We start from the raw sequence: 14,238 nt of genomic DNA on the forward strand, positions 1-14,238 counted from the left end.
TACAGAGTCATCGAGAGAAGACGAGATCATGAGCGGAGAGTCGACCTACGTACCGAAAAGCCCTCTGGCCCGCTGGTTCGAAAGCCGCTTGCCGGTCCTCGGGCTCATGCATTCGTCGTTTGTCGTCTTCCCCAATCCGCGCAATCTCAACTATTGGTGGACCTTCGGCGGCATTTTGTCGTTCATGCTGGCGGCTCAGATCGTCACTGGCGTCGTGCTCGTGATGCATTATACGCCGCAGTCGGATCTGGCGTTCGCGTCGATTGAGCACATCATGCGCGACGTCAATTATGGTTGGCTCCTGCGCTATGCGCATGCCAACGGTGCTTCGATGTTCTTCATCGCGCTCTACCTCCACATGTTTCGCGGGCTTTACTATGGATCGTACAAAGCGCCGCGGGAGGTGTTGTGGCTGCTCGGCGTCCTGATCTATTTGCTGGCCATTGCAACGGCCTTCATGGGGTATGTCCTGCCCTGGGGCCAGATGAGCTTTTGGGGCGCGACGGTCATCACCAGCCTGTTTTCGGCCATTCCGCTGGTGGGCGATTCGATTACGACTTGGCTGTGGGGTGGCTTTGCGGTCGATAATGCGACTCTCAATCGCTTCTTCTCGCTGCACTATCTCCTGCCTTTCATGATCGCCGGCGTCGTCGTCCTGCATATCTGGGCGCTGCATGTTCCGGGCTCGAACAATCCCGCCGGAATCGAAAAAAAGACCGACAAGGATACCTTGCCGTTTCACCCCTATTTTACGGTGAAGGACGGTTTCGCGCTGGTCTGCTTCCTGGTGTTTTTTTCCTGGTTTGTCTTTTACGTGCCGAACTACCTCGGCCACGCCGATAACTACATCGAAGCAAACCCGCTGCAGACCCCGGCCCATATCGTGCCGGAATGGTATTATCTGCCCTATTACGCGATTCTGCGGTCGATCCCCTCGAAGCTCGGCGGAACCATCGCGATGTTCGCCTCGGTTTTCATCGTCGCATTTTTGCCATGGCTTGACACATCCAAGGTCAAATCGGCTGCCTATCGTCCGCTCTACCGGATCTTCTTCTGGCTGTTCGTCTTGTGCACGGTACTGTTGGGCTACATGGGGTCGCAGCCTCCCGAAGGCGGTTATGTGATCGCGGCGCGGCTTCTGACCTTTTATTATTTCCTCCATTTTCTGGTCATTTTGCCCTTGCTCGGTCTTTATGAAAAACCCAAACCCCTGCCCGCTTCGATCTGCGATGCGGTGTTGGGCATACCGGGCAAAGCCACGGCGCAAGATGGTAAGCCGATCCAAGCGGGTTGACCGGAGCAATGAACCGAGCGCCGATAGCGACTAAGGAAAAAACGATGAGGCAGGGCAACCCCTTGCGCCGGCAGACCGGTTGGGTGTTCGGCGCCATTCTACTGGCGTCTCTGACGACAAGCGGAGCAAAGGTTTACGCCGCCGATGAAGCGGAGCCCAACGTCAACGAAAAAAACGCGCATGTTCAACCAAAGCCCGCGCGCCAGGAATGGAGTTTCCACGGCGCTTTCGGCCGCTACGACCAGGCACAGCTTCAGCGCGGGTTTCAGGTCTATCGCGAGGTTTGTTCGACTTGCCATTCGCTCAAATTGATCGCCTTCCGTAATCTCGCCGATCCAGGCGGCCCCGGTTTTTCGGACGCGCAGGTCAAGGCGCTCGCCGAGACTTACAAGGTCAAGGACGGCCCAAACGATGCCGGCGAAATGTTCGAACGCCCAGGCCGGGTCTCAGATTATTTTCCTTGGAATTTTGCCAATGAGCAAGCGGCGCGGGCAGCGCTCGGCGCGATCCCGCCGGACATGTCGGTGCTCGCCAAGGCCCGCTCCTACCAGCGCGGTTTTCCGCTGTTTCTGCTCGATCCGATCATTCAGTATCAAGAGCAAGGCGTCGACTACATCTATGCGCTGTTGAACGGCTATACGAACAAGAGCGATCCAAACTGGAACGAATATATGCCGGGCCACAAGATCGCGATGCCAGATCCGCTGGCCGACGGCTCGGTCGAGTATGAGGATGGGTCGCCCAAGACCGTCCAGCAATATGCCAAGGATGTTTCGGCGTTCCTGATGTGGGCTGCAGAACCTAAGCTCGAAGAACGCAAACGCCTCGGCCTGAGCGTTCTGGTATTCCTTTCGATTTATGCTGTGCTGCTGCTGATCGTAAAAAAGAAGATTTGGGCCCGCGCCGAAGCCAAGGCCGGCCTCGAAACACCGACCTCCTCGTAACAGCGGATGCCGGCGGCAGGGTTGGCAAAAACCCTTTTGGACCGCGCCGGATGATCCAGGGGAAATTGATCTCACCGGTCAGGCGAAACCGGTTTTCAATTTTTTCGGATCGGGTCTACCTTGCCGCGATTGACGCGCGAACCCGTGCTTCCTATCGTTCGCCGCTTCCTTAAGCACAACAAGGCAATCTTGCCTCTTGGACTCATAAGGTCATGCCATGTCACTCGCCGTAGAGCCGGCCGCGGCGGCGGATGCCCTCGCCGCTGCACTCGGCCAAGCCAATGCCTGGCCGTTCGAGGAAGCCCGCAAGATCGTCCGGCGGATCGCGGAGACGGGCCAGACCGAGGTCTTGTTCGAGACCGGCTATGGGCCTTCCGGCCTGCCGCATATCGGAACCTTCGGAGAGGTCGCCCGTACCAGCATGGTGCGGCATGCCTTCCGGACTTTGACCGAAGACAAGATCAAAACCCGTCTTATTGCGTTCTCCGACGACATGGACGGTCTACGCAAGGTGCCCGACAACATCCCGAACAAGGATCTGATCGCGGCCCATCTCGGCAAACCTCTGACGCAGGTTCCAGACCCCTTCGGCACGCATGCGAGCTTCGGTGCGCACAACAATGCAAGGCTGCGCGCGTTTCTCGACGAATTCGGCTTCGATTACGAATTTGCGTCGGCAACGGACTATTACACCTCGGGCCGTTTCGACGCAGCGCTGCTCCGCCTGCTTGCCCGTTACGAACAGGTCATGGCGATCATGCTGCCGAGCTTTCGCGAGGAAAGGGCCGCAACCTATTCGCCGTTCCTGCCGATTCATCCCAGAACCGGCATTGTCATGCAGGTGCCAATCCTAAAGATCGATAGCGCCGCGGGCACGCTCTTTTGGCGCGACCCGGAAACCGGAGAAGACTTTGAAACGCCGGTCACGGGCGGCGCCTGCAAGCTGCAATGGAAGCCAGATTGGGCAATGCGCTGGTATGCGCTCAAGGTCGATTATGAGATGGCGGGCAAGGATCTGATCGAGTCGGTCAAATTATCCGGCGAGATCGTCCGCGCGCTCGGCGGCACTCCGCCCGAAGGATTCAATTATGAATTGTTTTTGGATGAAAAGGGCCAAAAGATTTCGAAGTCGAAAGGCAATGGCCTGACGATCGAGGACTGGCTCACTTATGCGAGCCCGGAAAGCCTCTCGCTTTTCATGTATCAAAAACCGTCCGCGGCCAAGCGCCTGTATTTCGACGTCATCCCGCGCACCGTCGATGATTATCTTGCCTTTCTTGCCGCCTATCCGCGGCAGGAGGCAAAAGAGCGGCTCGGCAACCCTGTCTGGCACATTCATTCGGGCGAGCCGCCGCCGCCTGAAATCCTGCACGACAAGAGCAGCCAAGGCACCACGATCACCTTTACCATGCTCTTGAATCTTGCCGCCGTGGCGAACAGTGAAGACCCGCAAATTCTCTGGGGGTTTCTGCGCCGCTACGCGCCGGATGTTTCGCCCGCAACCCATCCCCGCCTCGACAGGCAGGTGGCCTATGCGGTGCGCTATTATCGTGACTTCGTGCGCCCGGCGAAAGTCTTTCGCGAGCCTGACGAGATCGAGCGCGCAGCACTTGAAAATCTAGCGGCGGCGCTCGCCGATTTGCCAAAGGACGCCAGTGCGGAGGTTATCCAAACTACTCTCTACGACGTCGCGCGAACCGTCCCTCGCTATCAGGATATGAAGGCCAAGAGCGCGACACCCGAGCGGCCGGGCGTTTCAAACGATTGGTTCAATATGCTCTATGCGGTGCTGCTGGGGGAAAGCCGCGGACCTCGTTTCGGTTCATTCGTGGCGCTTTACGGGATCGAGGAAACGCGTCAATTGATCGCCGACGCATTGGCGGGCGATCTGCAGCGCGCACATGCGGCGTTTCTGCAGCAAGGCAGGACCGCTGCACGGGCAGCGCCTCCCCGATGATACGACCGGCCCCGCGCTATGTTGTCTCTCTCCCCGGCGCAATGACCTGATCCTGTCCGCGATGTTTGAAAGACCGGAACTGCAATGGATCTGATCTACAAGATCGCACCCATGTCGTTGTGGCAGGAGGCCGAGCGTAGCGGCGCCTTTACGGGATCCCCGGTCGACAGGGCCGACGGGTTCATTCATTTCTCGCTGCGCGCGCAGGTTGAGGAAACCGCCGTGAAATGGTTCTTCGGACAAGCCGACCTTATGCTGGTAGCAGTTGACCCGGACCGGTTAAGCGACTCGCTTCGCTTCGAACCGTCGCGGGATGGCGCCCTGTTTCCGCATCTTTATTCCGCCCTGCCCCTCGATGCCGTGGTCTTCGCAAAGCCGCTTCCGCTTTTGGAGAACGGCCGGCATGATTTTAGCGGACTCTTGGAATGACCAGCCTATTGCAAGCGCTGATGCGCCCGCTGGCGTTTAGCCTCGATCCGGAAACCGCGCATGAATGGGCGATCCGGGCGCTTCGTGTCGTGCCGTTGCCCGCTGCCCCGCCCGACGATCCCCGCCTCGCCGTCAACGTGCTGGGACTTCAATTTTCCAATCCGCTTGGGGTCGCAGCGGGCTTCGACAAAAATGGGGAAGTCGTCGATGCATGCTTCCATCTCGGCTTCGGCTTCACCGAAGTCGGCACGATTACGCCGCAGCCGCAGCAAGGTAACCCGCGCCCGCGCGTCTTTCGCCTCACCGATGATCAGGCGGTGATCAACCGTCTCGGCTTTCCAAGCCAAGGACATGCAGCCGTCCATGCGCGTCTCGGCGCGCGCCCGCAAAAACGGGGGATCGCCGGGATCAATCTCGGCGCCAATAAGTCGACAAGGGATCGCGCCGCCGATTACGTGCGCGGGGTCAAAATATTCGCCGATATTGCGGATTATTTCACGATCAATATTTCTTCTCCGAACACGCCCGGACTGCGGGATCTCCAACGCGCCAATGCGCTGGACGATCTCCTGGCGCGCGTCCTCGATGAACGCGACAAGGCGGCCGAAAGCTGCGGCCGCAAACCTGTACTTCTGAAGATAGCCCCGGATCTCACGCTCGCTGAACTCGACGCAATCATGCATTGCGCGAAGTCGCGCAAAATCGATGGTCTGATTGTGGCGAATACGACCGTCTCGCGCCCTTCCGACTTACGAGACCCTTCGGCTCGCGAAATCGGGGGGCTTTCCGGCCGTCCGATTTTCCAGCTTTCAACGCAAATGCTCGCGGCCGCATTCTTGCGCGCGGAGAATCGGTTTCCGCTCATCGGAGCCGGAGGCGTCGACAGCGCAAAAACTGCCTTCGCTAAAATCGAGGCGGGCGCCAGCCTCGTGCAATTCTATTCTGCACTCGTCTTCAAAGGGCCTGGCCTCGCCCGCGACATCAAGCGCGGGCTTCTCCCTCTTCTTGCGGACAAAGCCCGGCTTACGGACGCCATCGGCAGCACGGCGCTCGATTGGGCGAATGGTAAGCTCAGCCCAGACAATCTTCGATAGCGCCCGCGTATAAAATGCGGCGCGGTCGCGCCGAAGTTCAGCGCGCGCTTCGCATATTCATCAGCCGCAGCACCAGCCAGACGGGAAGAACGATCACGGCTCCGGCAATAATATAATCGGCGATTTCGCGGAGCGCATCGAAGCCACGAGCCCAAATGCCTTCAATGAATTGCGCCAATCCATTGAAAATGTCGCGCGGCCTTATGTCGAGCCACATTAACAAGGCGCCGACGATCAAGGACACGAACAGCAGGCGCAGAAAGACGCCGCCCGGCGAGCCTCCTAGAAAGCGATGCAGGGGCGTCTCTTCATGGCGCCAACCCGGCTCCGAAGCTTGGTCACGAGCTCCCCCTTCGGTCCATTGGGGAGGCGCCTTTTGAGCAAAACGGTCATCGGTCATACTAGGGACTCCTGAAGCGAAGCTGCCGGAAGCTGAGAGAACGGACATGTTGACGCATGGTTTGGACAAACTGTCCACTTCATGGCATTTCGAGCGCGATGGCGGTCGCCTCGCCGCCGCCGATGCAGAGCGCCGCTACTCCGCGAGACAAATTGTATTTTTGCAAAGCGGCCAAGAGCGTCACGACAATGCGGGCCCCCGAAGCGCCGATCGGATGGCCGAGCGCGCAGGCCCCGCCATGCACATTGAGCTTTTCGAGCGGCAGACTAAGCTCACGCATTGCGGCCATGACGACAACAGCGAAGGCCTCGTTGATTTCGAACAGATCGACGTCCGCCAAGGACCAGCCGGTTTTTGCGGCGAGCTTTTGTACCGCGCCGATCGGGGCGGTGGCAAATTGGCTCGGTGCTTGGGCGTGGGTTGCATGGGCGCGGAGGATGGCCAGAGGTGTGATCCCGCGTCGTTCGGCTTCCGAGCGCCGCATCAGGACAAGCGCGGCCGCGCCGTCGGAAATGGAACTCGAATTCGCCGCGGTCACGCTGCCGCCTGGACGGAAGGCCGGCTTTAAAAGCGGTATTTTTTCAGGCTTCGCCTTGAGCGGCTGCTCATCCAACGAAACGGTCTTCAGTCCCGACTTGTCAGCCTTGATCGTGACGGGCGCAATCTCGCGGTCGAAACTGCCGTCCCGGATCGCCTTTTGCGCGTTCTCCAGCGAGCGCATGGCGTATTGATCCTGGGCGGCGCGGGTGAATTGAAATGCTTCCGCACAATCTTCGGCGAAAGCGCCCATAGGCAAGCGCTCGCCATAGGCATCCTCGAGTCCGTCGAGGAACATATGATCGAGAATCTTGCCATGTCCCATGCGGTAACCGGCGCGGGCGCGATCGAGCAAATAGGGCGCGTTGGTCATGCTCTCCATTCCGCCGGCAACGACAGTTGCAGCGCTTCCCGCGCATAAGGCGTCATGCGCCAGCATAATCGCTTTCATACCCGAGCCGCACATCTTGTTGACTGTCGTGCAAGGGGTCGCTTCCGACATGCCGGCCCCTAGCGCCGCCTGGCGGGCGGGAGCCTGACCCAGCCCAGCCGACAAAACGCACCCGAAAATCAGCTCGTCGATCTCGCTTGGACTGATTCCACAGCGATCGATCGCCGCCTTCGCCGCGGTCGCGCCAAGACCTGGGGCCGAAACCTCTTTTAAATCACCTTGAAAGCCACCTATCGGGGTGCGTGCCGCGCCGGCGATGATGATCGGATCGGCATTTTCCATGATTGTCGTCCCTTTCATTTGCGGGAACCGCGTGCTGGGCGGACGGGCGAGCGGCCGGTTGACCGCAAAGTTCAGTTTCCTGCGGCAGGAGTTTCCTTTAGAGCATGTCCCGGAAAGTTGTTCGACTTTCTCCGGTGACACGGGTCTACCTTATTGTTCTGGCATAGTTCCTCATACTCGGATGATTCCATCCGGGGGGGAAATACGCTAGCGTCGCCATGCATGGAAATCCAACAAGGTTGAGAAATGGATCGCATTCTCGTGCTCATACGCCACGGCCAGAGCGAGTGGAACCTCAAGAACCTTTTCACAGGCTGGAAAGATCCAGTTCTCACCGACAAAGGAGTTGAAGAAGCGCGTGCCGCCGGACGGCTCCTCAAGGCGCGCGGTCTTTCCTTCGACCGGGCCTTCGCGTCCAACCTTGTTCGCGCTCAGCATACATTGCAACTGGTTCTCGAAGAAGTGGGCGGCCAAGCCAAGACAACTTGGGACCAGGCGCTCAACGAGCGCGATTATGGCGAGCTTTGCGGACTCAACAAAGACGATGCGAGACGCAAATGGGGCGACGAGCAAGTCCATCTCTGGCGCCGGTCCTATGATGTCCGGCCGCCAGGCGGCGAAAGCTTGAAGGATACGGTTGCCCGAGTCGTTCCCTATTATTGCCAAACCATTCTCCCGGCGGTGCTGGGCGGCCAGCGTACAATCGTCGCAGCCCATGGCAATTCGCTGCGTGCCCTGATCATGGTGCTTGATAGGCTGACGCCGGAAACCATTCCGACAATGGAACTGAAAACCGGAATCCTGCTTCTCTACCGGCTTAAGCCTGACTCGACGGTCGAAACCAAAGAGATTCTCTCCCAGTAAAGTTTGTGCAGCGGAGATCGATTGAGCGGTCATTGTGGCCCAGGGCATCGAGATGGAGGATCTGTTCCAAAGTATGGATGCGGCGACTGGAACATGTTTGGTTCCAGGGCTCACGTATTACCCTCGTTATCTCGACGACTCGGCGCAGGCAACACTCGCGGCCGAGGTGGCAAAGAGTGTCGCACAAGCGCCGTGGTACTTACCCCGCATGCCCCGTTCCGGCCGGGCGTTTTCGGTCAGGATGACCAATTGCGGAGCGCTCGGATGGGTTTCCGACCGGGAGGGCGGCTATCGCTACCAGCGGGTCCATCCCGAGACCGGCGGGGCTTGGCCTCCGATCCCTGCTTCCGCGCTAAATATATGGCGTGCCTTAGCCGATTATCCGCATCCGCCACAGGCCGGCCTCATCAATTTCTATGACGGCCGGGCCAAGATGGGCTTGCACCAAGACCGCGACGAAAAGGAGCTTGCCGCCCCTGTCGTGTCGATATCGCTGGGGGACAGTTGTGTTTTCCGCTATGGCGGTTTGCAACGCGGCGACCCCGCGAAAAACCTCGAGCTTCACTCGGGCGATGTCATTGTCTTTGGCGGCGCCGCGCGGCTGATGTTTCACGGCGTGACGAAAATACTCGGCGGTTCGTCCCGGCTGCTGCCGGGAGGCGGGCGCATCAATCTCACCATGAGGCGAGTGACCCGACCGGAGTGCGACGCTAATCCTTGATTGCGGTCGCTATGGCGGCAAGGCTTGCCGGCATAGCGGTTTCTGGAATGGTCAGGCTCCGCGTCCCGTGCTCGTCGTGGACTTCGATCTTGAACGTAAATCGATCGGCACCCGGCGATGGCGACACCAGCGAAGTGCCGGCGTCGAGCAGTTTTTTCAAAGCCGCTCGCTGTTCGGCGGAAAGCGCGGCCAAGTCCTCTTGCCCGCGCCGGACCAGTCCCGCAAAACCGCCTGAACGTTCGACAATGAGTTTCATGGCCGCTTACCCTTGCCTTTCTTCTTTGGAGGGGCGCTCTTCGTTGGAGTGCCGCGTGACGGCTTTGCGGCTGGCTTTGACGAAACAGTCTTCTTCTTTTTCGCGGTTTTTTTTGCGGTCCGCGGTTTCTTTGCCATCGGTGAGCGAGCGAACACAGGCCTGACAGGCGGCAATGGTACGACATAGGCCCCCGCAACTTTCGCCAGTCCCGCCGCGGTGGGAGCCTCTTCCAAGACACCGACATCACTCCAGGCTTGCGCAATCTTCGCAGCAATATCCGGATCGTCGGGAAATAAATCGCGCGCCACGGAAATGGTTTCCGTCGCGCATTTGGCGAACCCCGCGGAAGCGGTCAACCTTTGGGTCAGGGTAACATACCAGACGCGCCCGGTTTTTTCCCAGGATTTCCCGCCGATCGCCTTGGCCGCGAGGACGAAGGCACGGTTCGGAATTCCGGAATTGGTGTGAACGCCGCCGTGATCGGCTTCGGTGTGGACATAGTCCTTCATGTGCCCCGGCTGTGGGTCTTTGCCGAAATGAGTATCATTGTAGGCGGTCCCGGGGTTTGCCAAGTCTCGCAGCGCTTTCCCCTTGAAGCTAGGCGCTAGGATCCCCGCGCCGATCAACCAATCGGCCTCGGCCACGGTTTGCCCGAGCGACCATTGCTTGACCATTGAGCCGAAAACATCGGACATGGATTCGTTCAGCGCGCCCGGTTCGTCCTGATAGGGGAGCTGCGCGGTGTACTGAGTGACGCCATGCGTCAATTCATGCGCGATGACATCCAAAGCGGCGGTGAAACGCTCGAAAATTATACCATCGCCGTCGCCATATACCATCTGCCGGCCATCCCAGAATGCATTGTCGTATTTCTGCCCGTAATGAACCGAGGAGACGAGCGTCTTTCCGTTTCCGTCCACGGACTCGCGGTTGAAAATCTCCTTGAAAAAATTCCAGGTAATGCCGGCATTTGCGAAGGCTTCATTCGCAGCCTTATCCGGACAATCGGGATCAGCCTCCGAGCGCGCGATATCGCCCGGCAGATCGGTGAAGCCTTTGCAATCGAAAACCTGGCGGCGTAGTCCTTCGCGCTTGAGCGCGGTCGGCGAAGGAGCCCCCGTGCTGAGCTGGGCGCGGAAGGCCAATATGCTATCAGTTAGCCGCAGGGTACGGCCGGCGGTTTCGGCAAGATGGGGATCGCCGCTTGTCGCAAGGCGCTGCAAGATTTGGGGTGGGATAATAAAACAGCAGGGACATCCTCCCGCGCTTGCACCGAAAACTGCACGCTTCATGGATGCCTCCTCTTATCATATTGAAAATCAAATGATTTTAATGTCACCGCACTCGATCGTTCGTGCTTTCGCGCCGCTGATAGGCTATGATGCCATTCTGGCCTTGTCATCCGCCATTCGATCTTATGACGGTTGAAAATATTCCGGAATGCCCTCACGAGTTTTATGATCTGAAGGCACGCGACGCGGAGCGTTTGATGAAAGTTTCCCTGGTCCAAATGAATTCGAGTGCCGACAAGGTCGACAATATCGCTGCCGCCGTCGCATTGATCGAAAAAGCCGTCGCCGAGGAAAAGCCGGATTGGATTTGCCTTCCCGAATGTTTCGATTTTCTGGGCGGCGATCGCAAATCCAAGGCGGCCGCTGCCGAGGCGCTGCCCGGCGGGCCGGCCTATGCCGCCATGCAGGCGCAGGCCAGGAAACACGGGATTTTCATTCATGCCGGCTCAATCCTAGAAAAGCCTGAGGCTGGGGAGCGCATCCACAATACAACCGTCGTCTTCGACCGTGCCGGAGCGGAAATCGCCCGCTATCGTAAAATCCACATGTTCGACATCACCGCTCCCGACGGAACCCAATATTGCGAAAGCGCGGCCTTTGCACCGGGTAACGCGGTCGTGACCTATCCTTGCGAAGATATGATCGTCGGCTGCTCGATTTGCTATGATATTAGGTTTCCCGAGCTCTATCAGGCGCTCGTCGCCAAGGGCGCCGAAATGATCGCATTGCCTGCGGCCTTCACCCTGCAGACCGGCAAGGATCATTGGGAGGTTCTTTGCCGCGCCCGGGCGATCGAGACCCAGACCTATTTTTGTGCCACGGCCCAGACCGGCACTTTCATCATGGACAATGAGACGCGCCACACCTACGGCCACTCACTCGTCGTCGACCCCTGGGGCCACGTCACCGCCAAAGCCTCGGATGGGATCGGCATTGTCTCAAGCCGCATCGATCGCGATCTGGTAAGAAAAGTCCGTGCGCAAATTCCGGTATCGCAACATAAGGTCCCCTTCGACTGAGCAAAGCCATGATCGCGCTGACTGATCTTTTTGGCTTTGCCCAGCGTCCCGCCATTATCGGGGTGTTTGTGGTTTGCGTGGCTTTCGGATTTGGCGCGGCGGCGGGACTTGGCCCTGTCGGGTGCGCGCAGGCGGCCATGGTTTGGCATCGCGGCGAACTCGGCGACCCGGGGTCGCTCGACCCGCACAAAGCGACGACCTTGATCGAAAGCAATATCCTTGCGGAGCTTTTCGAAGGTCTGGTCAGCCACAACGCGCGCGGTGAAATCGTTCCGGGAGTCGCCACGAGCTGGACCGTTGAAGCCGGTGGGGTTGTCTACCATTTCCAATTTCGGGACGATGCAAAATGGTCCAACGGCGATAAGGTCGTGCCGGCAGATTTCGTCTATGCGTTTCGGCGCCTGATGGCGCCGGAAACCGGCGCGCCCTATGCCAATATTCTTTACACCCTCAAAAATGCGGAAAAAATCAACAAGGGGGAGCTTCCCGTCGAGGCCTTGGGCGTCCGCGCAATCGGCGATACCTGCCTTGAAATTACACTCGAGCACCCAGCGCCCTATTTCATTGCCCAACTCGCCCACATGACCGCAAAACCGCTGCATGAGCGATCGATCAAAGAATATGGTTCTGACTTCGTGCGGTCAGCTCATATTGTGACGAACGGTCCCTTTATGTTGAAGGACTTCACCCCCAACGACCGGCTCGTGCTCGACAAAAACCCCTATTATTATGACGCGGCGCAGGTCGCACTCGACTCCGAGATCTTTTATTCGTTGGAAGATCGCTCTGCGGCGCTACGCCGGTTCATGGCCGGCGAAATCCAGTCCTACAATGATGTGCCCCTCGACCAAATCACGTTCGTGCGCAGCCACTTGGCCGAAGCCTTCAAGGTGACACCAAGCCTGGGCAGCTATTTCTACGCCTTCGATACGCGCCACAAGCCTTTCGACGACCGAAAGGTCCGCAGGGCGCTGTCCATGGTCATCGACCGGGAGTTTTTGGCGGAGCGAATCTGGGGGACCACGATGGACGCGAGCTACAGTTTCGTGCCACCCGCAATAACCGGTTACGAAACCCCTTCGATGGTGAAATGGAAGGACATGAATCCCTACGAACGGGAAGATGAAGCCAAGCGATTGCTCGCAGAAGCCGGTTTTGGCCCTGGGAAAGAAACCCTCGAGGTGGAGATACGCTTCAACAATTCCGAAAATCACCGCGCCACGGCGGTTGCCGTCGCCGATATGTGGAGGGTCCTTGGAGTCGACACGCGGCTTCTCGCCACCGATGCGACCAGCCATTATGCCTTTTTGCGGGAAAGGCCGCCTTTTGATGTGGCGCGGTCGGGCTGGTTCGCCGACTATCCGGACGCACAGAATTTTCTTTTCCTTGCCGAAAGCGACAATAAAGGCCTGAATGTCACAAGTTTCAGCAACATGACCTATGATGGATTGATGGATGACGCTCAATCGGAAAGCGTGCCGAAGCGGCGCTCGGCCATTCTTCACAGGGCCGAGGCCTTGCTTCTCGAGGAGCAGCCCTATCTTGTCTTGCTTACCTACCGATCCCGCAATCTGGTTTCACCGAAGCTCAAAGGATGGGAAGCAAATGTGCTCGACAACCATCCCGGCCGCTATATCTCGATTGCCCCATGAACAGCTCTGATCCTGGCCACGCACACTTGCGGATGCGCAGCGAACTACTACAAATCGCGATGGTCTGGCCTCGCGGTTCCCGGCGCCACCAATCCATACGCTGCTGACCCATGCTTCGCTATTTCCTGTCCCGCCTCGTCACTGCTGTTCCGACGCTCTTCGTCATTATCACCCTTGCCTTCTTCCTCTTGCGTCTCGCTCCTGGCGGACCGTTTGATTCCGAACGCGCGCTTGATCCGGAGATTGCCGCAAACCTCCGCCGCATCTACCGTCTCGATCTGCCGCTCGTTCAACAATTCTGGCTCTATCTGCAAAGCCTCGCGCATGGCGATCTCGGGCCGAGCCTGCATTGGCGCGACTTCACCGTAAACGAACTGTTCGCCAAAGCTCTGCCGATCTCGGTAAAGCTCGGCACGCTGGCGATGCTTGTCGCGATCATTGTCGGCACGGCACTCGGGCTTGCCGGTTCGCTCCGAGACAACGGGCTCGGCGCGCATTTTGTCGATGGTGCAGCGCTCGTTGGAATCGTTTTGCCCGTCTTCGTCGTGGCGCCGCTCCTACAGCTCGGGCTCGGTTTGAGCCTACACATTCTTCCGGTCGGCGGCTGGAACGACGGGGCCTGGCAAAACATGATCCTGCCGGTTTTCACGCTCGCGCTGCCGCAGATCGCCGTCGTTGCCCGGTTGATGCAGGCGGCGCTCCGCGATGTTCTCACAAAGCCGCACATTCGCACCTTGCGCGCATTTGGAATGCCCGGTTGGTTTATCCATGTTCATGCGCTTCGCGCCGCATTTCCGCCTGTCGTATCCTATCTCGGTCTCGCCGCGGCGAATGTCCTCACAGGCTCGGTGATTGTCGAGACGATTTTCGGAATCCCCGGCATGGGCCGATATTTTGTCGATGGTGCGCTGGGCCGGGACTATACGCTTGTGATGGGCACGGTCATCGTCGTGGCGGTTGCGGTCGTCCTGTTCAATCTCGGTGTCGATCTGTTGCTCGCGTGGCTCGATCCGAGAGTGCGCGTCGAGTCGCGCCCCCAATGAATG

14 protein-coding genes are annotated in these 14,238 nt (G+C 58.7%); 10 read left to right on the forward strand and 4 right to left on the reverse strand.

What is annotated here, in order from left to right; all coding sequences use genetic code 11:
- Positions 1-28: 28 nt before the first annotated feature.
- The 5 genes from CU048_05365 (at position 29) to CU048_05385 (ending at position 5,718) form a co-directional block, all read left to right on the forward strand.
- On the forward strand, positions 29-1,294 hold the full coding sequence (locus CU048_05365) for a cytochrome b (GenBank protein QBR70802.1): 1,266 nt from the start codon (positions 29-31) through the stop codon (positions 1,292-1,294).
- Between the two features lie 44 nt (positions 1,295-1,338).
- Entirely contained in the window at positions 1,339-2,238 is a 900-nt protein-coding gene (locus CU048_05370; GenBank protein QBR72682.1) for a cytochrome c1, read from the forward strand.
- Positions 2,239-2,455: 217 nt separating this feature from the next.
- The gene (locus tag CU048_05375; GenBank protein ID QBR70803.1) at positions 2,456-4,195 is read left to right on the forward strand and encodes a lysine--tRNA ligase; all 1,740 of its coding nucleotides are present in this window, start codon (positions 2,456-2,458) and stop codon (positions 4,193-4,195) included.
- 84 nt (positions 4,196-4,279) lie between these two features.
- Positions 4,280-4,624: a DUF952 domain-containing protein gene (locus CU048_05380; GenBank protein ID QBR70804.1), complete on the forward strand. Its 345-nt coding sequence runs from the start codon at positions 4,280-4,282 to the stop codon at positions 4,622-4,624.
- Positions 4,621-5,718: a dihydroorotate dehydrogenase (quinone) gene (locus CU048_05385; protein QBR70805.1), complete on the forward strand. Its 1,098-nt coding sequence runs from the start codon at positions 4,621-4,623 to the stop codon at positions 5,716-5,718. Before CU048_05380 ends, CU048_05385 begins: the two co-directional genes overlap by 4 nt.
- Before the next feature lie 37 nt (positions 5,719-5,755).
- Here CU048_05385 and CU048_05390 read toward each other — a convergent pair whose 3' ends face one another.
- Positions 5,756-6,016, reverse strand: coding sequence for a hypothetical protein (locus CU048_05390; GenBank protein QBR72683.1), 261 nt, complete (start codon positions 6,014-6,016; stop codon positions 5,756-5,758).
- Between the two features lie 181 nt (positions 6,017-6,197).
- Positions 6,198-7,388: an acetyl-CoA C-acyltransferase gene (locus CU048_05395; GenBank protein QBR72684.1), complete on the reverse strand. Its 1,191-nt coding sequence runs from the start codon at positions 7,386-7,388 to the stop codon at positions 6,198-6,200.
- A 246-nt stretch (positions 7,389-7,634) separates the two neighbouring features.
- Here CU048_05395 and CU048_05400 point away from each other — a divergent pair, with 246 nt between their 5' ends.
- Together CU048_05400 and CU048_05405 are read left to right on the forward strand one after the other, a co-directional pair.
- A complete protein-coding gene (locus tag CU048_05400) occupies positions 7,635-8,252 on the forward strand; it encodes a 2,3-bisphosphoglycerate-dependent phosphoglycerate mutase (GenBank protein ID QBR70806.1) in 618 nt (205 codons plus the stop codon).
- A gap of 73 nt (positions 8,253-8,325) precedes the next feature.
- Positions 8,326-8,973, forward strand: coding sequence for an alkylated DNA repair dioxygenase (locus CU048_05405; protein QBR72685.1), 648 nt, complete (start codon positions 8,326-8,328; stop codon positions 8,971-8,973).
- On the opposite strand, the gene CU048_05410 is transcribed toward CU048_05405, so the two are convergent.
- Together CU048_05410 and CU048_05415 are read right to left on the reverse strand one after the other, a co-directional pair.
- Complete coding sequence (locus CU048_05410) at positions 8,963-9,229, reverse strand: hypothetical protein (protein QBR70807.1); 267 nt, start codon at positions 9,227-9,229, stop codon at positions 8,963-8,965. The two genes, CU048_05405 and CU048_05410, sit on opposite strands and share 11 nt — an antisense overlap.
- Positions 9,226-10,521, reverse strand: a complete 1,296-nt coding sequence (locus CU048_05415; GenBank protein QBR70808.1) for a peptidase M4 family protein — start codon at positions 10,519-10,521, stop codon at positions 9,226-9,228. Before CU048_05415 ends, CU048_05410 begins: the two co-directional genes overlap by 4 nt.
- Before the next feature lie 197 nt (positions 10,522-10,718).
- Here CU048_05415 and CU048_05420 point away from each other — a divergent pair, with 197 nt between their 5' ends.
- From CU048_05420 to CU048_05430, 3 genes are all read left to right on the forward strand, one after another.
- A complete protein-coding gene (locus CU048_05420; GenBank protein ID QBR72686.1) occupies positions 10,719-11,540 on the forward strand; it encodes a carbon-nitrogen hydrolase in 822 nt (273 codons plus the stop codon).
- A gap of 137 nt (positions 11,541-11,677) precedes the next feature.
- A complete protein-coding gene (locus CU048_05425) occupies positions 11,678-13,192 on the forward strand; it encodes an ABC transporter substrate-binding protein (protein ID QBR72687.1) in 1,515 nt (504 codons plus the stop codon).
- Between the two features lie 110 nt (positions 13,193-13,302).
- Positions 13,303-14,235 (forward strand): ABC transporter, encoded by a 933-nt coding sequence (locus CU048_05430; GenBank protein QBR70809.1) that lies wholly within the window; start codon positions 13,303-13,305, stop codon positions 14,233-14,235.
- Positions 14,236-14,238: the final 3 nt, after the last annotated feature.

Source organism: Beijerinckiaceae bacterium (assembly GCA_004564215.1).
Classification (GTDB): Bacteria; Pseudomonadota; Alphaproteobacteria; order Rhizobiales; family Beijerinckiaceae; genus Methylocapsa.